The 19,728-nt window shown below is 72.2% G+C and carries 18 protein-coding genes; 9 read left to right on the top strand and 9 right to left on the bottom strand.

The annotated features are described in order from the left end of the window. The first annotated feature begins 181 nt into the window (after positions 1–181). Positions 182–1,540 carry an FAD-binding oxidoreductase gene (locus BMW78_RS07225; protein ID WP_091757860.1) on the top strand — a complete coding sequence of 453 codons (1,359 nt, stop codon included), beginning with the start codon at positions 182–184 and terminating at the stop codon, positions 1,538–1,540. A gap of 12 nt (positions 1,541–1,552) precedes the next feature. Here the strand turns inward: BMW78_RS07225 and BMW78_RS07220 are convergent, their stop codons facing one another. Then, the gene (locus BMW78_RS07220) at positions 1,553–4,183 is read right to left on the bottom strand and encodes a cation-translocating P-type ATPase (protein WP_091757858.1); all 2,631 of its coding nucleotides are present in this window, start codon (positions 4,181–4,183) and stop codon (positions 1,553–1,555) included. A 102-nt stretch (positions 4,184–4,285) separates the two neighbouring features. Between BMW78_RS07220 and BMW78_RS07215 the strand changes: the two genes are divergently transcribed. Next, complete coding sequence (locus BMW78_RS07215; RefSeq protein WP_091757856.1) at positions 4,286–4,825, top strand: NUDIX hydrolase family protein; 540 nt, start codon at positions 4,286–4,288, stop codon at positions 4,823–4,825. Between the two features lie 229 nt (positions 4,826–5,054). Here BMW78_RS07215 and BMW78_RS07210 read toward each other — a convergent pair whose 3' ends face one another. Beyond that, positions 5,055–5,810, bottom strand: coding sequence for a lysophospholipid acyltransferase family protein (locus tag BMW78_RS07210; protein ID WP_091757854.1), 756 nt, complete (start codon positions 5,808–5,810; stop codon positions 5,055–5,057). A 63-nt stretch (positions 5,811–5,873) separates the two neighbouring features. Here BMW78_RS07210 and valS point away from each other — a divergent pair, with 63 nt between their 5' ends. Next, positions 5,874–8,501, top strand: a complete 2,628-nt coding sequence (gene valS, locus BMW78_RS07205; RefSeq protein ID WP_091757852.1) for a valine--tRNA ligase — start codon at positions 5,874–5,876, stop codon at positions 8,499–8,501. Here the strand turns inward: valS and BMW78_RS07200 are convergent. After that, the gene (locus BMW78_RS07200) at positions 8,432–9,139 is read right to left on the bottom strand and encodes a hypothetical protein (RefSeq protein WP_245735712.1); all 708 of its coding nucleotides are present in this window, start codon (positions 9,137–9,139) and stop codon (positions 8,432–8,434) included. The two genes, valS and BMW78_RS07200, sit on opposite strands and share 70 nt — an antisense overlap. Positions 9,140–9,309: 170 nt before the next feature. Between BMW78_RS07200 and BMW78_RS07195 the strand changes: the two genes are divergently transcribed. The 5 genes from BMW78_RS07195 to BMW78_RS07175 are packed head-to-tail and all read left to right on the top strand — an operon-like array spanning position 9,310 to position 13,490. Next, a complete protein-coding gene (locus BMW78_RS07195) occupies positions 9,310–10,011 on the top strand; it encodes a DUF4129 domain-containing protein (protein WP_143056176.1) in 702 nt (233 codons plus the stop codon). Beyond that, positions 10,008–10,541 carry a hypothetical protein gene (locus BMW78_RS07190; protein ID WP_091757848.1) on the top strand — a complete coding sequence of 178 codons (534 nt, stop codon included), beginning with the start codon at positions 10,008–10,010 and terminating at the stop codon, positions 10,539–10,541. The genes BMW78_RS07195 and BMW78_RS07190 overlap by 4 nt, the downstream gene beginning before the upstream one ends. After that, entirely contained in the window at positions 10,538–11,584 is a 1,047-nt protein-coding gene (locus BMW78_RS07185; RefSeq protein WP_091757846.1) for an AAA family ATPase, read from the top strand. The genes BMW78_RS07190 and BMW78_RS07185 overlap by 4 nt, the downstream gene beginning before the upstream one ends. Next, positions 11,581–12,969 (top strand): DUF58 domain-containing protein, encoded by a 1,389-nt coding sequence (locus BMW78_RS07180; RefSeq protein ID WP_091757845.1) that lies wholly within the window; start codon positions 11,581–11,583, stop codon positions 12,967–12,969. The genes BMW78_RS07185 and BMW78_RS07180 overlap by 4 nt, the downstream gene beginning before the upstream one ends. Beyond that, positions 12,969–13,490, top strand: a complete 522-nt coding sequence (locus BMW78_RS07175; RefSeq protein ID WP_091757844.1) for a hypothetical protein — start codon at positions 12,969–12,971, stop codon at positions 13,488–13,490. The genes BMW78_RS07180 and BMW78_RS07175 overlap by 1 nt, the downstream gene beginning before the upstream one ends. 93 nt (positions 13,491–13,583) lie before the next feature. Here the strand turns inward: BMW78_RS07175 and clpX are convergent, their stop codons facing one another. Next, entirely contained in the window at positions 13,584–14,867 is a 1,284-nt protein-coding gene (gene clpX, locus BMW78_RS07170; protein WP_091757842.1) for an ATP-dependent Clp protease ATP-binding subunit ClpX, read from the bottom strand. A gap of 314 nt (positions 14,868–15,181) precedes the next feature. Between clpX and BMW78_RS07165 the strand changes: the two genes are divergently transcribed. Then, positions 15,182–16,291 (top strand): TerC family protein, encoded by a 1,110-nt coding sequence (locus BMW78_RS07165; protein ID WP_091757840.1) that lies wholly within the window; start codon positions 15,182–15,184, stop codon positions 16,289–16,291. 62 nt (positions 16,292–16,353) lie between these two features. Here BMW78_RS07165 and BMW78_RS07160 read toward each other — a convergent pair whose 3' ends face one another. From BMW78_RS07160 to BMW78_RS20750, 5 genes are all read right to left on the bottom strand, one after another. Then, positions 16,354–16,938: a hypothetical protein gene (locus BMW78_RS07160; RefSeq protein ID WP_091757838.1), complete on the bottom strand. Its 585-nt coding sequence runs from the start codon at positions 16,936–16,938 to the stop codon at positions 16,354–16,356. Between the two features lie 115 nt (positions 16,939–17,053). Beyond that, a complete protein-coding gene (locus tag BMW78_RS07155) occupies positions 17,054–17,734 on the bottom strand; it encodes an ATP-dependent Clp protease proteolytic subunit (RefSeq protein WP_425439043.1) in 681 nt (226 codons plus the stop codon). 29 nt (positions 17,735–17,763) lie between these two features. Next, on the bottom strand, positions 17,764–18,378 hold the full coding sequence (locus BMW78_RS07150) for an ATP-dependent Clp protease proteolytic subunit (protein ID WP_091757837.1): 615 nt from the start codon (positions 18,376–18,378) through the stop codon (positions 17,764–17,766). Positions 18,379–18,477: 99 nt separating this feature from the next. Then, the gene (locus BMW78_RS07145; protein ID WP_177180302.1) at positions 18,478–19,503 is read right to left on the bottom strand and encodes a UbiA prenyltransferase family protein; all 1,026 of its coding nucleotides are present in this window, start codon (positions 19,501–19,503) and stop codon (positions 18,478–18,480) included. Next, the gene (locus tag BMW78_RS20750; RefSeq protein ID WP_177180301.1) at positions 19,500–19,676 is read right to left on the bottom strand and encodes a hypothetical protein; all 177 of its coding nucleotides are present in this window, start codon (positions 19,674–19,676) and stop codon (positions 19,500–19,502) included. Before BMW78_RS20750 ends, BMW78_RS07145 begins: the two co-directional genes overlap by 4 nt. Between the last annotated feature and the right edge of the window lie 52 nt (positions 19,677–19,728).

Here is a 19,728-nt window from a genome sequence, read left to right as displayed (position 1 = left end):
GCCGGAGGTGCCCCGACGGCATACGACCGCTCTTGGTCCAGGCTGTGACGGGCCCTCCCGTCCGGTTCTACTGAGCACCCTGCGCCGCGGGCGGCGCGAGGTGCCGTTCTTCCGGAGGCTCGCCGGTGATGGCCGGGTCGACGCCGTTGGGCGACATTCTAGCGGCGCCTAGGGTGGGGCCGTGACCACGATTCCCGCCGCCCTCGCCGCCCGTCTCGTGACCGACCCCGACGTCAAGGCCACGTATGCCGTGGACGAGTCCGTGGGCGCGGTGCCGCCGGGCGACTTCGAGGTGGTGCGGGCGCGTGACCTCGCCGACGTGGTGGAGGTGATGCGGCACGCGCACGAGACGCGGACGCCGGTGGTGCCGCAGGGTGCCCGCAGCAGCCTGACCGGAGGCTCGGTCGCCCTCGAGGGCGGCATCGTGCTCAACGTCGAGGCGCTCGACGTAGTGAGCGAGGTCGACCCGCTCGAGGGGCTGGCGGTGGCCGGACCGGGCGTCATCAACGCCGACCTGAAGGCCGCCGTGGCGGAGCAGGGGCTGTTCTACCCGCCGGACCCGGCATCGTCGGCCTTCTGCACCATCGGCGGCAACGTCGCCACCAACGCCGGAGGGCTGTGCTGCGTGAAGTACGGCGTGACGGCCGACTACGTGCGCGGCCTGCAGGTCGTGCTACCGGGCGGTGAGGTGATCCGCACCGGTCACCGCACCGCCAAGGGCGTCGCCGGGCTGGACCTCACCGGGCTCTTCGTCGGCTCCGAGGGCACGCTCGGCGTCGTGACCGAGGTGGTCGCCAAGGTGGTGCCTGCTCCCGACCCGGCCCTCACCGTGCTCGGCACCTTCGACTCGCTGGAGGACGCGAGCGCGGCGATCGCCGCGCTGCGGCGCGAACGGCACGTGCCCAGCCTGGTCGAGCTCATGGACCGCGCCTCCATCGCCGCCGTGCAGGCGCTGGCCGACTACGGCTACCCCGGCGACTGCGAGGCCGCGCTCATCGTGCAGTCCGACCGGCCCGGGCACACCGCGGAGGACGTCGCGCTCTACGCCGACATCCTGGAGAAGGCGGGCGCCACCGAGGTCGCGGTCGCCGACGACGTGCAGGAGGCCGACCTGCTGCTGGCTGGGCGCCGTGCGCTCAGCCCGGCTCTGGAGGCCAAGGGCCCGCGCTTCCTGGAGGACGTCTGCGTGCCGGTGGGGCGGCTCACCGACCTCATCCGCGCGGGTCAGGCCATCTCCGCCCGGCGCGGGGTGGAGATCACCATGTCGGGCCACGCCGGTGACGGTAACCTGCACCCCAGCATCTTCTTCGACGCCGACGACCCGGCCAGCCGGGAGAACGCCGAGGAGGCGTTCGGCGAGATGGTCGCCACGGCGCTGGAGTTCGGCGGCACCATCACCGGCGAGCACGGGGTCGGCTCCCTCAAGGCGCGGTGGCTGGCCCAGGAGCTCGGCGAGCGTGAGCTGGAGCGCCAGCGCGCGGTCAAGGCGCTGTTCGACCCGCACGGGATCATGAACCCCGGACGCGTCTACTGGTCCTGACGGCCGCGGGCATCATGAGCCTCGGTCGCGTCGGCTGATCCGGAGCAGGTCCGCGAGGCGACGGCTTTCTCGAGCCTCACTGCGCTGCCCGGCCCTCAGCCGCTTGTCCAGGGCGTCCACCCCCAGGACCACGGCCGGGGACACCAGCGCGACGAGCCACCCGGCGAGGGGCGGGCCGGCCTGGCCGAAGACCACGGCGATGCCCGGCACGAGCAGGACAACCAGCGAGAACGCCAGCTCGACCGCCCCTGCCGGGAAGAGCAGGCGGTTGGTGGCCCAGCCGAGCGCCCCGGGCCACTGCGAGGAGCTGCGGCAGGCGAACACGTTGGCCTTCTGCCCGAGGACCACGGTCAGGAACGCCGCACCGGACGCCGCGAGCAGGTCGTGGCCCGTCGGGAAGGGGCCACCGGGCCTCCAGCCGGCGGCCGCCATCGACACGAGGAAGGCCAGCATCGACAGCCCGGCGATGAGGGGTCCCAGCAGGCCGAACGCACGTCGCAGGACGGTGGAGTTCATCAGCCGGCCGGTCACGGGCGAGCGCTCGAGGAGGTGGTGAGCGGGCGGCTCGGCACCGAGGGCGACCGCCGAGAGGGTGTCCGTCCCGATGTCGATGGCCAGGATCTGCAGGACACCGAGCGCGAGCGGGAACCGTCCGCCGGACAGGGCCCACACGACGAACGGCGTGAGCTCCGCGACGTTGTCGGTGAGGTGGTAGGTCAGGAACCGTCGCACGTTCAGGAACGTGGCGCGCCCCTGCTCGATCCCGGCGACGATGCTGGCGAAGGCGTCATCGAGGAGCACCAGGTCGGCGGCCTCGCGTGCGACGTCGGTGCCCGACCTGCCCATGGCCACCCCGATGTCGGCCTCGTGCAGCGCCGGCGCGTCGTTGACGCCGTCGCCGGTCATGGCAACCACGTGCTCGCGCGACCGCAGCGCCTTGGCGATGCGCAGCTTGTCCTCCGGGGACACCCGGGCGATGACGATGCCGTCGTGGTCGAGGTGCGCGGCGAGGATGCGGTCGTTGGCGGGCAGCTCGGATCCGACCAGCACCGGGTCGCCCGGGCGCCGCAGGCCCACCTGGTCGGCGATGGCCGAAGCCGTCGCCGGGTGGTCACCGGTGACCATGGCCACGCTGACGCCCGCCCTGCGGCAGGTCGCAAGCGCGGCGGCCACGTCCTCGCGGGGCGGGTCCTCGAGGGCGACGAGACCGGCGAGGCTGAGGCCCTGCTCCGCCTCCTGGGGCGACCGGGGGGTGCCGGACCCGTGGGCGCCCACCGCGATGGCGAGGACCCGCAGCCCGCGGGCGGTGAGCGCGTCGACCACGGCCCGGGCCGCCTCGCCGTCGCCGCACAGGGGCAGCACAGAGTCGGGGGCGCCCTTGACGACCACCATGCCGTCGACCACGACCGACATGCGCCGGGTCCGCGGGTCGAACGGGAAGCGCAGCTGGTTGGGGTGCTGCCGCCGGTCGGCGTCGCTGTCGATGCCCAGGCGGCGGGCGAAGGCGTCGAGCGCGGCCTCCATGGGGTCGCCGTGCGGTCGCCACCGCCCGTCGGCGAGCACGGTGTAGCCCGTCGAGCAGCGCACCCCGGCCAGGGCGAGGTCGGCGCAGGGCGACTGAGCCGACGGGCCCGACCACACGAGGTCCGCCACGGGCTCGTAGCCCACCCCGGTCAGCGACAGCGTCCCGGCCGGTGTCCAGGCCTCCACGACCGCCATCTGGTTCTGGGTCAGCGTGCCGGTCTTGTCGGTGCAGATGAAGGTGGTCGAGCCCAGCGTCTCGACGGCCTCCAGGTTGCGCACCAGGATCTGGCGCCTGGCCATCTGCTCGGCCCCCCAGGCCAGGGACAGGGTCACAGTCGGCAGCAGCGCCTCGGGCACGAGGGCGACGGTGACGCCGATGGCGAAGATGAAGCCGTCCTGCACCGGGTTGCCCACCAGCAGCGAGATGAGGAAGAACAGGCCGCCGACGCCGAGGGCGATGGCCGCGACCAGGCGCACCACCCCCTCCAGCCCACGGGTCAGGGGGGTGACCGGTTTGGGCGAGGCGGTGGTGAGCCGGGCGATCGATGCCAGGTGGGTCCGCTCCCCGGTGGCCACCGCGACGGCGTGGGCCTCGCCCTCCACGAGGAACGTCCCGGCATACAGCGTGCCGCGTTCCTCGAGGGTGACCGCGGCACTCTCCCCCGTGAGCATCGAGGTGTCCACGAGGAGGCGGTTGGCCATCACCACGGTGGCGTCGGCCGGCACCCGGTCACCGCTCTCGAGCAGGAGGACGTCGTCGACGACGACGTCCTCGGCCTCGATGATCTGGCGCCGGCCGTCCCGACGCACCGAGACCCGGGTGGGCAGCAGCGCGCGCAGCCGCTCGGCGGCGTGGTCTGCCCGCGCCTGCTGGGCGAAGGCGAACAGTGCGTTGAGCACGACGACCGCGGCGATGGCGACTCCCAGCTGTGGGAGGCCGGCGAGGAAGGCCAGCCCGGCCGCCACCCAGAGCATCACCGCGAAGAAGTGCGTCAGCTCACCGACGAGACGCCGCACGGCGGAGGGCCGGCGCGGCTCGGGTAGCCGGTTGGGCCCCTGGTCGGCGCGCCGTGCAGCCGCCTCGGCCGAGCTGAGGCCGGTCGCGGTGGCTACGGCCATGGGCGCCCCTTCCGTCCTCAGGGACAGCATGCGGCGGCTCGGCGCCGGGGAGGGAGGGGCCTAGGTCCCCCGGCCTCCCACGGCGGCTGGTAGAAACACTGCATGAGCCCCCTGGAACTGGAGCGCAACGAGTCGTGGCTGTCGCGGGAGGAGCTCGAGGCGGTGCGCGGGCGCCTGCCCATCCTCTACGTCGACGCGGTGCCGGTGCGGGTCGACTCCACCGGCGCCGCGACCGCGGTCGGCCTGCTGCTGCGCGCCTCCAGCGACGGCAGCATCAACCGCGAGCTGGTCTCCGGCCGGGTGCTCTACCACGAGCGGGTGCGCGACGCCCTGCTCCGCCACCTCGAGAAGGACCTCGGGCCAATGTGCCTGCCCCGGGTGCCGGCGAGCCCGCAGCCGTTCACGGTCGCGGAGTACTTCCCGACGCCGGGCGTGACGCCGTACCACGACCCCCGCCAGCATGCCGTGTCACTGGCCTTCGTCGTGCCGGTGGCCGGTGACTGCGAGCCCCAGCAGGACGCGCTCGACCTGGCGTGGCTCACCCTCGACGAGGCCGCCGACCCGTCGCTGCTGCAGGACATGGGCGGCGGCCACGGGGTGCTGCTGCGGCAGGCGTTGGCCCACCTCGGGCACGCCGTCTGACGGCAGTCGTGGTCTGACGACAGTCGTGCAGCCGTGTCCGGTTCTCGCGGCTGCGACCGAAGGTGCAGCCGCGTGCGCCAGCACCGGACAGCGAGCACCGGACAGCGAGCACCGGACAGCGAGCACCGGACAGCGAGCACCGGACAGCGAGCACCGGACAGCGAGCACCGGACAGCGAGCACCGGACAGTGAGCACCGGACAGTGAGCGCCGAACAGTGAGCGCCGGACTCAGGCGGGAGCGGCGCCCCGGCGGCGTCGGACCTCGTCCTCGTCGAGGGCGTTGGCCTCCTCGAGCGTCGGGGCGGTGCCACCGAGCCGCGCCGGCAGGAAGTGCCGCTCCGACGGCGGCAGCTGCGGGTAGGCGTCCTGGTCGGCGTGCAGCTGGGCGGTCATCCGCTCGCGGAGCAGCGCGTTGGCCTCCTCGGCGGCCGCCGAGCCCTTGCCCACGGCGATGGGCTCGCCGATGGTGATGAAGATCGGCACGTTGGTGCGCCCCATCCGCTTCGGGTGGCCCTTGGTCCAGACGCGCTGCGAGCCCCAGATCGTCACGGGGAGGACCGGGACCCCGGCCGCCTGCGCCATCCGGACCGTGCCCGACTTGAAGTCCTTGAGCTCGAACGAGCGCGAGATGGTGGCCTCGGGGAAGACCCCGACGATCTCACCGGCCTTGAGTGCGTCGACCGCGGCCCGGAAGCTCGTCGCCCCGGCCTCGCGGTCGACCGGGATGTGCTTCATCCCCCGCATGAGCGGGCCGGCGACCTTGTTGCGCCAGATCGACTCCTTGGCCATGAACCGCACGAGGCGACCGGCGGGACGGGCGGCCAGCCCGGCATACGTGAAGTCCATGTAGCCGGTGTGGTTGATCGCGAAGACCGCACCCCCGGTGCGCGGCACGTTCTCCGCGCCGCGGATCCGGAACTTCAGGCCCTGGGCGGCGAACAGCACGCGCGCGGCCCCGATGACGGTGATGTAGACCGGCTCCATGGGCACACCTTAGGGGTGCAACCGGTTGGTCGGGACGGGGGCCGGGATGGGAAGATTCCCGGCATGACCACCTCTGCTCAGACCACCCGCGCTGCCGCCATCCCGGAGAAGCCGTCGATCGACGGGCTCGAGGACAAGTGGGCGCCGGTATGGGAGGAGCAGGGCACCTACCGCTTCGACCGTGAGAAGGCCCTCGCCGCGCCGCGCGAGGCGGTCTACGCCATCGACACCCCGCCGCCCACCGCGTCGGGCTCGCTGCACGTCGGCCACGTGTTCTCCTACACGCACACCGACTGCATCGCCCGCTACAAGCGGATGACCGGCCTCGAGGTCTTCTACCCGATGGGCTGGGACGACAACGGCCTGCCCACCGAGCGCCGCGTGCAGAACTACTACGGCGTGCGCGGCGACGCGACGCTGCCCTACGAGCCGGGTTTCGTGCCGCCGCAGGAGGGCGGCACGGGCAAGAGCACCAAGGCCGCCGACCAGAAGCCGATCTCGCGCCAGAACTTCATCGAGCTGTGCGACGTGCTCACCGTCAGGGACGAGGAGACCTTCGAGGCGCTCTGGCGCCGGCTCGGCCTCTCGGTCGACTGGAAGGTCAACTACCGCACCATCGACACGACCTCCCGCGCCACGGCGCAGCAGGCCTTCCTGCGCAACCTCGCCCGCGGTGAGGCGTATGCCGCCGAGGCGCCCGGCCTGTGGGACGTCACCTTCCAGAGCGCCGTGGCCCAGGCCGAGCTCGAGGCACGCGACTACCCGGGGCACTACCACCGCGTCGCCTTCCACCGCACTGATGGCTCCGGCCCCGTCCACATCGAGACGACCCGACCCGAGCTGATCCCCTCCTGCGTCGCGCTCATCGCCCACCCCGACGACGAGCGGTATGCCGCGCTGTTCGGCACCACGGTCACCTCGCCGTTGTTCGGGGTCGAGGTGCCGGTGCTCGCGCACCCGCTCGCCGAGATGGAGAAGGGCGCCGGCATCGCGATGTGCTGCACCTTCGGTGACCTGACCGACGTGCAGTGGTGGCGCGAGCTCGACCTGCCGACCCGCTCGGTCATCACCCGCAACGGCCGCATCCAGGCCGAGACGCCGGAGTGGATCGAGTCCAGCGAGGGCAAGGAGCTGTTCAGCGAGATCGCCACCAAGACCACCCACACGGCGCGGACGCTCATCGTCGACGCCCTGCGCGCGTCCGGCGACCTCGACGGCGAGCCCACGCCGACCCAGCGCAAGGCGAACTTCTACGAGAAGGGTGACAAGCCCCTCGAGATCGTCACCTCGCGCCAGTGGTACATCCGCAACGGCGGTCGCGACGCCGACCTCAACGCCGCCCTGCTCGAGCGTGGCCGCGAGCTCGACTTCCACCCGGCGTTCATGCGCACCCGCTACGAGAACTGGGTGGGCGGGCTCAACGGCGACTGGCTGATCAGCCGGCAGCGGTTCTTCGGCGTGCCGATCCCGGTGTGGTACCCCCTCGACGCCGACGGCGAGCCGGACTACGCCAACCCGATCGTGCCCGACGAGTCCGAGCTTCCGGTCGACCCGGTGGCCCAGGCGCCGCGCGGTTTCGAGGAGTCGCAGCGCGGGCAGGCCGGCGGGTTCGTCGGCGACCCCGACATCATGGACACCTGGGCGACCTCGTCGCTCTCGCCGCAGATCGCCCTGGGCTGGCGCGACGACCCCAAGCTGTTCGAGAAGCTCTTCCCGATGGACCTGCGCCCGCAGGGCCAGGACATCATCCGCACCTGGCTCTTCGCCACGGTCGTGCGCGCCCACCTCGAGCACGGCTCCCTGCCCTGGACCAACGCGGCCATCAGCGGCTGGATCCTCGACCCGGACCGCAAGAAGATGAGCAAGTCGAAGGGCAACGCCGAGACGCCCGAGGACGTCGTGCGCCAGCACGGGGCCGACGCGGTCCGCTACTGGGCCGCCTCCGCCAAGCTGGGCACCGACGCGGCCTACGACACCGGCCAGATGAAGGTCGGCCGCCGTCTGGCCATCAAGGTCCTCAACGCCACGAAGTTCGCCTTGAGCTTCGGAGAGGTCGAGGGCGACCTGCACGCTGCCGTCACACAGCCGCTCGACCGCGCGATGCTGGCAGGCCTCGCCGACGTCGTCGCCAAGGCCACCGCCGGCTTCGAGGCCTACGACCACGCCCGCGCGCTGGAGGTCACCGAGAGCTTCTTCTGGACCTTCTGCGACGACTACCTCGAGCTGGTCAAGGACCGCGCCTACGGCGGGCAGGGCGAGGAGGCGGCGGCGTCCGCGCGGGCCGGGCTGCGCCTGGCGCTCGACGTACTGCTGCGCCTGCTGGCCCCGTTCCTCCCCTACGCGACCGAGGAGGTCTGGTCCTGGTTCCACGAGGGCTCGGTGCACCGGGCCGCGTGGCCGAGCGCCGCAGACCTCGGTGACCTCGAGGGTGGCGACCCGACGCTCCTCGGTGCCGTCGGTGAGGCGCTGGCCGGAGTCCGCAAGACGAAGTCGGAGGCCAAGGTCGGCATGCGCGCCGAGGTGTCCTCGATCGTGCTGGCCGGCCCGGCTGCATGGTGCGACCGGGTCCGCGCTGCCGAGGCGGACCTGCGTGCCGCCGGTCGCGTGACCGGCACGCTCGACTACGCCGAGGCCGAGACCCCGGAGGTCCGCGACGCGGTGCTCATCCCGGTGGAGAAGCCGAAGGCCTGAACCCTCCGGAGGCCGTCGGGCTGGACGACGAACCACGGGACGTCCCAGCCCGACAGCCGCAGCCGACGACGGGCGAACCGCTCCGCGTCGAGCAGGGTGACGAGGCCGGTCGCCGGGTCGTAGACCTCCAGCGTGCTCTGGCCGTCGCCGGGCAGCACCAGGGCGACGTGGCGCGGCAGCACGGCGTTGCCCGCGTAGAGCAGGGCCGGCTCGCCCTCGTCGACCAGCTCGACGAGGCGGGCGTGGGCCGCGCGCAGCTGCCGCGTGCGGCTGCCCCGCACCACCTCCACGGTGTACTCGCTGCCGCGTCGAGCGGCGCCGAACTCGAGCTCCTTCTTCGCGCCCCACGGCGGCGTGCCCAGTGCCTTGGGCCAGGGCACGTTGAGGCGGCGTCCGCCGGCATACAGGCGGTTGGTGCGGTTCATGACCACGCGCTCGTAGGCTGCGAACCGCTCGGCCTCCGTGGGCCCGGGCGGCGCGTCGACGTGCGGTCCCTGGCCGGTGGTGATCCACCGGGCGAACTGCGGGTTGACCAGCATGCGCGCGACCGTGAGGCAGGCGGCACCACAGCTCACCTGGCTCTGCTGCACCGGGCCCTGGTCGCCCGGCCGCAGGAGGAAGCCGGAGCCGCTGGTCATGGACTCATCTTTGCCCGGACTCCGTGCGCCGTCCACCGGCTCAACGGCTGACAGCGCAGCTCTCCCGACTCGGCACGGTGTGACATCGCCACTGCGAACCTGCGCCTCCAGGTAACAAAGTGGCAACCACCGGTGCCTGACGGCTGGGCCGTCGCCTAGGGTCGGGCGTCGTGAGTCGGGGACGGGGGCCGATGCTGGCCGGGGCGGCAGTCACGCTGCTGGTGGGCGCGTGGGTCGCCTCCGCGGGCCCGGTGGCGCTGTTCCGCCGCCAGAACCTCAGCGGCTTCAGCGAGCGCAAGGCGCCGGGCAGCGACTTCGAGGAGTGGAGCAACGTCCCTCCCCCGCCGAAGAAGATCTACACCTCGGCCGACGCCAACGAGACCGTCGTCGCCATCATCGTCTGGGGCCTGAAGCTCGCCATCGCCGCCATCGTGGCGCTGGTCCTCTTCATGGTCATCCGCGACCTGTGGCGACGCCGGCCGGCGTCCGTGCCCGACCAGGCGACCGACGCGGCGCCCATCGACACCCTGCCCGAGGTGCTGCTCGAGGGAGCCGGCGCCCGCATGGAGGAGCTCGAGACCGGCACGCCGACCAACGCCGTCGTGGCCTGCTGGGTGAGGCTCGAGGAGGAGGTCGCAGCCGCCGGCCTCACGGAGGACCGCTCGCGCACCTCCAGCGAGGTCGTGGCGCGGGTCCTCGGACACTACGACGTCGACGCCGACGCCCTCGCCGAGCTGGCGGCCCTCTACCGCGAGGCGCGTTTCTCCGACCACGCCCTCACCGAGGCCCACCGGGCCCGGGCCAGGGACGCCCTCACGACGGTGCACGTCGACCTCCGCCGGGCCGCCACGAAGGAGGCCCTGCGCGCATGAGCCCCCGCAGCTCCGCACCGAACCCCGCAGCCCTCCACCGCGCCGCGCGGGAGCCCCAGCCGGTCAACCCGCTGCTCCTCGCCGCCGTCGTCGCCGTCGTGCTCGGTGTCGCCACCGTCGGCGTCTCCTGGCTGACCAGCCCCGGCCTGCTCCTGGCGACCCTCGCCACGGTGGGGGCCGTCGCGGTGCTCACCCAGCGCCTGGTGCAGTCGCAGAAGCCGCACCACTGGGAGACCAAGCTGCTGGATGTCGACGCCGAGCGCGGCAGCGACTCGCGGGTGGCGACCCTGCGCCATCAGGTCGAGCTGGCCGCAAAGGGCAGCCCCGAGGGGCAGCAGCGGCTCCACGCTCTCCTGACCGAGCTCACGGCCGACCGCCTGCGCGACCGGCACGGGCTCGAGCCCGACGACCCCGAGGGGCGAGCCCTGCTCGGACCCGACCTCACGGCATACCTTGCCGGGCCCCCCAGGGGCCGCCTGACCACCGACGACCTGCACCGCCACGTCCAGAAACTCGAGGAGCTCTCGTGACCGTCTCCTACTCACTCCCCCAGGTCTGCGACCAGGCCCAGCGGATCCTCGGCGAGGTCGAGCGCGCCGTGGTCGGCAAGCGCCGGGCAGCCGAGCTGGTGCTCTCGGGCATCCTGGCCGGCGGGCACGTGCTCATGGAGGACTACCCCGGCCTGGGCAAGACGCTGGCGGCCCGCTCGTTCGCCCAGGCGCTCGGCCTCGGCTTCGCGCGCGCGCAGTTCACCCCCGACCTGCTGCCGTCGGACCTGACCGGCTCGTTCCTCTACGACCAGCGCAGCCACGAGTTCACCTTCCGGCAGGGTCCGCTCTTCACCGGCCTGCTGCTGGCCGACGAGATCAACCGCACGCCCCCGAAGACCCAGTCGGCCCTGCTCGAGGCGATGCAGGAGGGGCAGGTCACCGTCGAGGGCGAGACCTTCCCGCTGCCGCGCCCGTTCCACGTGCTGGCCACCGCCAACCCGGTCGAGTACGAGGGCACCTACCCGCTGCCCGAGGCCCAGCTCGACCGCTTCCTGCTGCGCGTGAGCTTCGGCTACCCGACGCCGCAGGAGGAGTGGGAGGTGCTGCAGCGCCGCATGGGCCGCCGCCAGGAGGCCCAGACCGTCGGCCAGGTCACCGACGCCGAGGGGCTGCTCGCGATGCAGCAGGCCATCGAGGGCGTCACCGTCGACGAGACCGTCGGCCAGTACTGCGTGAGGCTCGCCGACGCGACGCGTCGCCACCAGCACCTGCTCATGGGCTCCTCCCCGCGTGGCTCGCTCGCACTCCTGCTGACCGCCCGCGCGTATGCCGTGGTGCAGGGACGCGACTACGTCACCCCCGAGGACGTCAAGGCCGTGGCCCATGCCGCCCTCGACCACCGCGTCACGGTGCGCCCTGAGCTGTGGATGAACGAGGTCACCTCGTCGAGCGTCGTCGAGTCGATCCTGTCGTCCACGCCCGCTCCTGGTGCGACCACCGCCGGCGCGACCAGTGGCTCTGGCACCGGCGCGGCCGGGGCGTCGGCGTTCGAGCGGCCCGCCTCGGCGTCCACCCGCCCGTGACGGCACCCGCCCAGCCGGCTGAGGAACTGGCGCCGGTCCGCGCGTCCTGGCAGCCGACGCCGGCGCACACCCGCGCCACGGTGGCCGGGTTCGCCATGGTCGTCTTCGGGGTGCTGGTCCGGCGGCCCGAGCTGCTCGTCCTCGGCACGCCGCTCTTCCTGGTCTCACTGTGGTCGTTCGTCACCCGGCCCGACCGCGACCCCGTGGTGGCCGCCGGTCCGCGCCACCTGACCCTCCGCGAGGGCCAGGGCACCCGGTGGGTCGCCCAGGTGCAGCCCGGTCCCGGGGTGGAGGACGTCGGGCTGGCCCTCATGGGCACGCCGCACACCGACTTCGAACCGGCCGCCCGCGCCGTGTCGGCGGCGAGCGACGGCGTCGGCCCCGTCACGGCCGCCGTGGCCTGCCGCTCCAACCGCTGGGGCCGACGCCAGCTCGGACCCGCTGTGCTCAGCGTCTCCGGTGCCTTCGGCGGCTACCGGTGGGCGCCGGATGTCGTGGACTCCCGGCCGGTCACCACCGTGCCGCTGCCCGACACGTTCAGCGCCCGTGTGCCGGTGCCCCGCCCCGACGGGCTCGTCGGGCAGAACCGCTCGCACCACGCCGGCGACGGAGGCGAGTTCGCCGACATCCGGCAGTTCCGCTTCGGCGACCGGCTGCGCCGGGTCCACTGGCCGGTGAGCATCCGCACGGGTCAGCTGCACGTCACCTCCACCTACGCCGACCAGGACTCCGAGGTCGTGCTGCTCGTCGACGCGATGCACGACATCGGCACGAGCGAGGGTGCCGGTGGCCGCAGCAGCAGCCTCGACAACGCCGTGCGGGCCGCCGGAGCCATCGCCGAGCACTACCTGCGCACCGGCGACCGCGTCGGGCTCCGGGTGCTCGGCGCCCGCGGCGTCCCCGCGCTGGACTCCGCCGCCGGCAAGAACCACCTGCGTCGCGTCCTCGACACCCTGGCCCGCACCACCGCGTCCAAGGGCACCGTCGCCGACGAGAAGCGGCTGCGCGGCCAGCTGCGGCACCGGGTCGGCACCGGCGCCCTCGTCGTCGTGCTGACCCCGGCCATCTCCAGCGAGGTGCTGGGCCACGCCCTGGCGTTGTCGCGCCGCGGCATACCGGTCATCGTCATCGACACCCTCCCGTCGGAGCTCGCCTCCCCCGACCTCGACGCGCACCTGCTCGACACCGTGATGCCCGAGGCCGACAAGCACCCGCAGGCGTCCCTGCTCGCCTGGCGGATGCGCCTGCTCGAGCGCGAGCACGAGATGCGCCGCGCCCGTGAGGCCGGCGTGCCGATCGTGCCCTGGTCGGGCCCCGGCACCCTCGACATCGTGCTGCGCGACCTCGGCCGCCGCTCGCGCGCCCCTCGGGTGGTGAGCCGCTGATGTCGCGCTCACACCTCGTTCTGCGGGCCCTGCTGGTGCTGTCGTCGCTCGGGCTGGTCGGCCTCGTCTACGCGGCCGGCGGCGGGACCCTCCTGCTGGCCGTGCCGCTCGTGCTGCTCACCGCCTGGGTGGTGACCCGCCCCGAGTCCGTCCTGGTGACCCTGCTGCTCGTCGGTCACGCCATCCACTGGGTCACGTCCGCGCCCGTCCCGCAGGGTTGGGTCGGCTGGACGTGGCTGCTGCTCGGCTCGTGGCTCGTGCTGTTGCTGCACCTGAGCGCCTCGGCTGCCGTCACCTGGCCCTCGGTCGCGCCGGTGCCACGGGCCGCGCTGCGGCGCTGGGGACGGCGTGCCGGGGTGGTGGCGCTGGCGACCGTGCCCGTCTGGGCCGTTGCCGCCGTGACGCGCGACCAGAGCCTGCAGGGTGAGGCGTCGATGACCTACGTCGCCCTCGCCGGGCTCACGCTGCTGGGCGGGGCGCTCTACCTCGTCGCACGGCAGTCACCGCTGACCCGCCGCTGACCCGCCGCCACCCAAGGGCGCAGAGACGACGATGCCGCGCGGCTGGGAGCCAGCCGCGCGGCATACCGGTGCGTCGTGCCGGTGGGGGTCGGGTCAGGCGGAGCGCTTGCGCGGCCGCTTGGCCGGGGCCTCGGCCTCGTCGCGCCGCACGATGGTCGGCAGGACGTTCTCGAGCACGACCTCGCGGCTGACGACCACCTTGGCGATGCCGTCGTCGCTCGGCACGTCGAACATCACGGGGAGCAGGACCTCCTCCATGATGGCGCGCAGCCCGCGGGCGCCGGTGCCGCGCTTGAGCGCCTGCTCGGCGACGGCCTCGATGGCGTCGTCGGTGAACTCGAGCTCGACGCCGTCGATCTCGAACATCTTCTTGTACTGCTTGACGAGGGCGTTGCGCGGCTCGGTGAGGATCTTGACCAGCGCGTCGGTGTCGAGCGGCGAGACGGTGGTGATGACGGGCAGCCGGCCGATGAACTCGGGGATGAGCCCGAACTTCATGAGGTCCTCGGGCATGACGTCCCCGTAGGACTCACCGAGGTCCTTCGGCGTGTGCAGCTCGGAGCCGAAGCCGAGGCCCTTCTTGCCGTTGCGCGACTCGATGAGCTTCTCCAGCCCGGCGAACGCGCCACCGACGATGAAGAGCACGTTGGTGGTGTCGATCTGGATGAACTCCTGGTGCGGGTGCTTGCGCCCGCCCTGCGGCGGCACCGAGGCGGTCGTGCCCTCGAGGATCTTCAGCAGGGCCTGCTGCACGCCCTCGCCGGAGACGTCGCGGGTGATCGAGGGGTTCTCGCTCTTGCGCGCGATCTTGTCGACCTCGTCGATGTAGATGATGCCCGTCTCGGCCTTCTTGACGTCGTAGTCGGCGGCCTGGATCAGCTTCAGGAGGATGTTCTCGACGTCCTCACCGACGTAGCCGGCCTCGGTCAGCGCGGTGGCGTCGGCGATCGCGAACGGCACGTTGAGCATGCGGGCCAGGGTCTGGGCGAGGTAGGTCTTGCCGCAACCGGTGGGGCCGATCAGCAGGATGTTGGACTTGGCGATGTCGACCGACTCGGCGTCCTTCTTGCTGGTGCTCTCGCCGGCCTGGATGCGCTTGTAGTGGTTGTAGACGGCCACGGCGAGCGCCTTCTTGGCGACGTCCTGGCCGATCACGTAGTTCTGCAGGAACTCGAAGATCTCGCGCGGCTTGGGCAGCTCGTCGAGGCCCAGCTCGGAGGACTCGGCGAGCTCCTCCTCGATGATCTCGTTGCACAGGTCGATGCACTCGTCACAGATGTAGACGCCCGGGCCGGCGATCAGCTTCTTGACCTGCTTCTGGCTCTTTCCACAGAAAGAGCACTTCAGCAGGTCGCCACCGTCTCCCATACGTGCCACGCGACGGTCCTCCTGTGTGATGGGGTGCAACTGCTACGACGTCGGGCAGACGCTACCCGTCCTCCCGGCCACCAGGGTCCATTGAACGCCCCGAGTCGCCCTCGAGTCGCGTTTGTCCGCTGACAGCGGACAAGGGCCCCACTGGCGCAGGGCGCCCGGTTCTCGTAGACTTTTCAACCGAGGGGAGTACTTCCCAACGAGCCGCACCGGTCAGTACGAGCGTCCAACGTCGCTCCCGGTGCGGCGCCGCTTCCGGCAGCCGGCCGGCCGCGGTGAAGGAGACCTCAGAGACCGACCACGGATCTGAGACCTCCATGTCCTTCACCGCCCTGTCATCCACCCTCCTGCCTGCCTCCGTACAGCCCACCGTGCTCGCAGCCGCCGAGCCGGCCGCCTCGGTCACCTCGATCGGCACTCCCCTGCTCTGGGCCGTGAGCATCGGCGCCGTGCTGCTGCTCGTGCTGCTCGACTTCCTGCTGACCCGCAAGCCCCACGAGGTCTCGATGCGCGAGGCCCTGGGCTGGTCGGCCTTCTACATCGCCCTGCCGGTGGCCTTCGGCGCGTGGATCTGGAGCCGGAACGGCAGCGCGATCGGCGTCGAGTACTACACCGGCTACCTGGTGGAGAAGTCGCTCTCGGTCGACAACCTGTTCGTCTTCATGCTGCTGCTGGCGGCCTTCGCCGTGCCGAAGGAGCTGCAGCAGCGGGTGCTGCTCATCGGCGTCGTCGGCGCCCTGCTCCTGCGTGGTGTGTTCATCGCCCTCGGCGCGCAGATGCTGGCCCGCTTCGACTGGACCTTCCTCTTCTTCGGCGTCGTGCTGCTCGCCACCGGCATCAAGCTGCTCCGCGACTCCGTGCAGGGCAACGAGCACGAGATCGACATCGCCTCGATGCGCAGCGTCCGGCTGCTCCGCCGGATCATGCCGGTCAGGGACGAGTACCACGGCACCCGCATGACGGTCCGCGTGGCCGGCCGCCGCGCCCTCACCCCGCTCGCGCTGGTCACCGTCGCCATCCTCGCCACCGACATCGTCTTCGCCGTCGACTCGGTGCCGGCCGTCTACGGCATCACCGGCGACCCCTACCTCGTGTTCGCCACCAACGCCTTCGCCCTGCTGGGCCTGCGCGCCCTGTACTTCGTGCTCGAGGGCGCCCTGTCCAAGCTGGTCCACCTCGGCTACGGCCTGGCCGCGATCCTGGGCTTCATCGGCGTGAAGCTCGTGCTGCACTGGGCCCACGGCATCTGGCCGGCCACCCCCGAGGTGCCGACGCTGGCCTCGCTCGGCGTGATCGTCGGCATCCTGGCCGTCGTCACCGTCACCAGCCTGCGGGCCAGCAGGCGCGCCGAGCTCGAGGCTGCCGGGGCCCCCACCGCCGAGGCCGACGACCCGGACCCCGAGCCCGAGCCGGCGCGCCGCGCCTGACCACACGACACAGGTATGCCGCCCGCTCACCTCGAGCGGGCGGCACACCAGTGCGGTGGGCGTCAGGCCTGGCGCGCCGCTGCCGCGACCCGGCGTCGCCGCCACCAGAGCACGCCGCCCGCGGTTGCCAGGAGGGCACCCCCCAGGCCGAGGTCCACGGCCAGGGTTGCGCTGGAGCGCTCGGAGGCGGAGGAAGCGGGGGTCGGGCTGGCGTTCACACGCTGCGGGGTGCCGGGGCCGGTGATGCGCTCGACGTCGGCGACGAGCGTGCTGGAGGCAGGCGCCGTGCCGCCACACAGCTCGGCCCGCAGCTCGCTGCCCACGCGCCTCGCGAAGAGCAGGTACTCGGTCCCCTGCCGCACCTCGATCCCGCAGGACCCGCCGTCGGCCGGGGAACGCACGGACGCCGTCGCGGTGGCGGTGCCCTTGTAGACCTGCGCGACCGCGACGTCGTAGGTCAACAGGCGGCCACTGTTCCACCCACCGGGGTCCACGGAGTCCGTGATGGTGCCGCGCACGATGACGTCGGCGCCAGCGACCTTCTGGGCGGTGCCCAGCCGCGCGCACGAGCAGGCCTGTGCCGGCGCAGCTGGAGCGACGAGAACCAGGGCGAGGAGCAGCGGCACCACAGCCAGGAGACGTCTCATGCCCCTCGGACGCGCCGTACCCGGCTGCGGTTCCGCGGGTGCAACCCCCAGAGAAACAGGTATGCCGCCCGCTCGAGGTGAGCGGGCGGCATACCGGTGTGCCTGTCTGTTGGCGTCAGACCTCGAGGGAGGCCTTGCGCGAGGCGAGCACCTCGTCGATGAGGCCGTAGTCCTTGGCCTCGGAGGCGCCGAGGATCTTGTCGCGCTCGATGTCCTCGTTGACCTGCTCCGGCGTGCGGCCGGTGTGGTGGGCCAGGGTCTCCTCGAGCCAGGTGCGCATGCGCAGCACCTCGTTGGCCTGGATCTCGATGTCCGAGGCCTGGCCGTAGTCACCACCGGCGAGGGCCGGCTGGTGGATGAGGATGCGGGCGTTCGGCAGGGCGAACCGCTTGCCGGGGGCACCTGCGCCGAGCAGCACCGCCGCGGCCGAGGCCGCCTGGCCGACCACGAAGGTCTGCACGTCGGGGCGGATGTACTGCATGGTGTCGTAGATGGCCGTCATCGCGGTGAACGAGCCGCCCGGGCTGTTGATGTACATCAGCACGTCACGGTCCGGGTCCTGCGACTCGAGCACGATGAGCTGGGCGATGATGTCGTCGGCCGAGGCGTCGTCGACCTGCACACCGAGGAAGATGATGCGGTCCTCGAACAGCTTGGTGTAGGGGTCGAGGCGCTTCATCCCGTAGGAGGTGCGCTCCTCGAACTGGGGCAGGATGTAGCGGCTGCTCGGGCCGGGGACCTGCATCCCGCCGCCCATCTGCGGGAGGTGGAGGCCGCCGTGGTGGTTCTGCGTCATGGGGTCTGCGTTCCTTCTCTGCCGGTCGGTCACTTGGTCCCGCCGGCGCCCGGCGTCTGCGTGGCGTCGCTGAACACGTGGTCGACGAAGCCGTACTCCTTGGCCTCCTGCGCGCTGAACCAGCGGTCGCGGTCGGAGTCCTTGGTGATCTGCTCGAGGGTCTGGCCGGTGTGCTCGGCGATCAGCTCTGCCATCTGGTTCTTGATGTACAGCATCTGCTCGGCCTGGATCTTGATGTCGGTCGCCGTGCCGCCGATGCCGCCCGACGGCTGGTGCATCATCACGCGGGCGTGGGGGGTCGCGTACCGCTTGCCCTTGGTGCCGGCGCTGAGGAGGAACTGGCCCATCGAGGCGGCCAGGCCCATCGCGACGGTGGCGACGTCGTTGGGGACCCACTTCATGGTGTCGTAGATCGCCATGCCGGCGGTGACGGAGCCGCCCGGGGAGTTGATGTAGAGCCAGATGTCCTTGTTCGGGTCCTCGGCCGCGAGCAGCAGGAGCTGCGCGCAGATCGCGTTCGCGTTCTCGTCGCGGACGTCGGATCCCAGGAAGATGATCCGCTCCTTGAGCAGGCGGTTGTAGATGTGGTCGTCGAGACCACCCTGCGGCCCGTTCTGGGCCACGATCTCAGTGCTGCTCACCATGTCTCCGTTCAGGCTGGTTGCGCTTGCTGGCTGAATGCTCACGCTGACCCTAACGCCCGGGTCCACGGCGGAACTCCCCGGATGTGTCGATGTTCGCCGTCAGCGCACAAGCCGGTATGCCGCGTCGGCGCCCTGCGCGGGCACCTGCTGCCGCGGCCTGCGGCCGCTGGTGGGGCCGTGACGACGCATCTGCAGGGCCTGGCCGCCGAAGGCGAGGGCGAACCCGGCCACCACCAAGGCGCCGACGACCGACGGCACACCAGCCACAGGAGTCCCGAGGTCGACCAGGAGCACCACGAGCAGGCCGCGGCCCACGATCGCCAGCGCCGAGACCAGCCACTCCTCGCCGCGGCGGTCGGTGGCCACCGCCAGCTGGTGGATCAGCACGAGCGCGAGCGCCGTGCCCGCCACCGTGCTGAGCACCCAGGCCACGGTGGCGTGCGGCCTTGCCCACACCAGCAGCGCCGCACCACCCGCCCAGAAGGCCGCGCTGACCCGGCAGGTCCACACGCGTCCGTGCCTGACGAGGAAGGTGCGCTTGCCGAAGAGGGCGTCGCCGCGGACGTCGCGGAAGTCCTTGAGGATGATCCGCCCGACGAAGCCGAAGTAGAGCGCCACCAGCAGCGGCAGGTCGGCGGCGACGACCCGGCCGCGGGCGGCCAGCACCCCGATGAGGTACGGCGTGGCGACGTAGCAGGCCGGCAGGGCCAGCGGCGCCAGCACGCCCCGGCGGGCCAGCCGCACGGGGTCGAGCGAGTACGCCGTGCTCACCACCAGCCCGGCGAGGGCGACGCCCAGCGCGGCCCGCCCCAGGCTGGCCGCGGCCAGGAGCGACGACGCCAGCGCGACGGTGGCCACCCCCCACAGGTGGCGACGGTGGGCGGCACCCCGGGCGAGCACCCGCTGGCCGTCCGCCGGCAGGTTCACCCGGTCGACCCGCACGTCCGCGAGGTCGTTGACGACGGCCGAGTAGGCCAGGAACGGCAGCACGACAAGAACCACCCGCAGCAGGGTCCACGACGAGGTGCTGCCGCCCACCACGGTGCCAGTGGCGGCATACAGCACGAGCAGCAGCACGACGGGAGCGCGCATCGTGCCCCACACGACGCGGGCCAGCGCGCTCACTTGTTGCTCCCGTAGGAGCTGAACGCGAGCGCGACCAAGGCGATGTAGCCGACGAACCCGAGGCCGACGACCACCGCCAGGACGGCGACGGTGATCCCGATGACCTTCCAGACCGACGCGGGCCGCCATTCGCGCCGCTTCGGTTGTTCCAGGCTGTGCTGCTCGTGCTCCATGGCCCCTCCCCCGTGACGTGGTGTGTCGCAGGCGAGGCTAGGCCCGACAGGC

This window comes from Pedococcus cremeus (assembly GCF_900111375.1).
GTDB classification, from domain to species: Bacteria; Actinomycetota; Actinomycetes; order Actinomycetales; family Dermatophilaceae; genus Pedococcus_A; species Pedococcus_A cremeus.
This window is presented reverse-complemented; position numbering and strand designations above follow the sequence as displayed.

What these genes read in the sequence shown, in the direction of transcription:
- BMW78_RS07220 (WP_091757858.1), bottom strand. Translation starts at nt 4,183, where the DNA reads ATGGCCGTAGCCACCGCGACCGGCCTCAGCTCGGCCGAGGCGGCTGCA.
- BMW78_RS07215 (WP_091757856.1), top strand. Translation starts at nt 4,286, where the DNA reads ATGAGCCCCCTGGAACTGGAGCGCAACGAGTCGTGGCTGTCGCGGGAG.
- BMW78_RS07210 (WP_091757854.1), bottom strand. Translation starts at nt 5,810, where the DNA reads ATGGAGCCGGTCTACATCACCGTCATCGGGGCCGCGCGCGTGCTGTTC.
- valS (WP_091757852.1), top strand. Translation starts at nt 5,874, where the DNA reads ATGACCACCTCTGCTCAGACCACCCGCGCTGCCGCCATCCCGGAGAAG.
- BMW78_RS07200 (WP_245735712.1), bottom strand. Translation starts at nt 9,139, where the DNA reads ATGACCAGCGGCTCCGGCTTCCTCCTGCGGCCGGGCGACCAGGGCCCG.
- BMW78_RS07190 (WP_091757848.1), top strand. Translation starts at nt 10,008, where the DNA reads ATGAGCCCCCGCAGCTCCGCACCGAACCCCGCAGCCCTCCACCGCGCC.
- BMW78_RS07175 (WP_091757844.1), top strand. Translation starts at nt 12,969, where the DNA reads ATGTCGCGCTCACACCTCGTTCTGCGGGCCCTGCTGGTGCTGTCGTCG.
- BMW78_RS07165 (WP_091757840.1), top strand. Translation starts at nt 15,182, where the DNA reads ATGTCCTTCACCGCCCTGTCATCCACCCTCCTGCCTGCCTCCGTACAG.
- BMW78_RS07160 (WP_091757838.1), bottom strand. Translation starts at nt 16,938, where the DNA reads ATGAGACGTCTCCTGGCTGTGGTGCCGCTGCTCCTCGCCCTGGTTCTC.
- BMW78_RS07155 (WP_425439043.1), bottom strand. Translation starts at nt 17,734, where the DNA reads ATGACGCAGAACCACCACGGCGGCCTCCACCTCCCGCAGATGGGCGGC.
- BMW78_RS07150 (WP_091757837.1), bottom strand. Translation starts at nt 18,378, where the DNA reads ATGGTGAGCAGCACTGAGATCGTGGCCCAGAACGGGCCGCAGGGTGGT.
- BMW78_RS20750 (WP_177180301.1), bottom strand. Translation starts at nt 19,676, where the DNA reads ATGGAGCACGAGCAGCACAGCCTGGAACAACCGAAGCGGCGCGAATGG.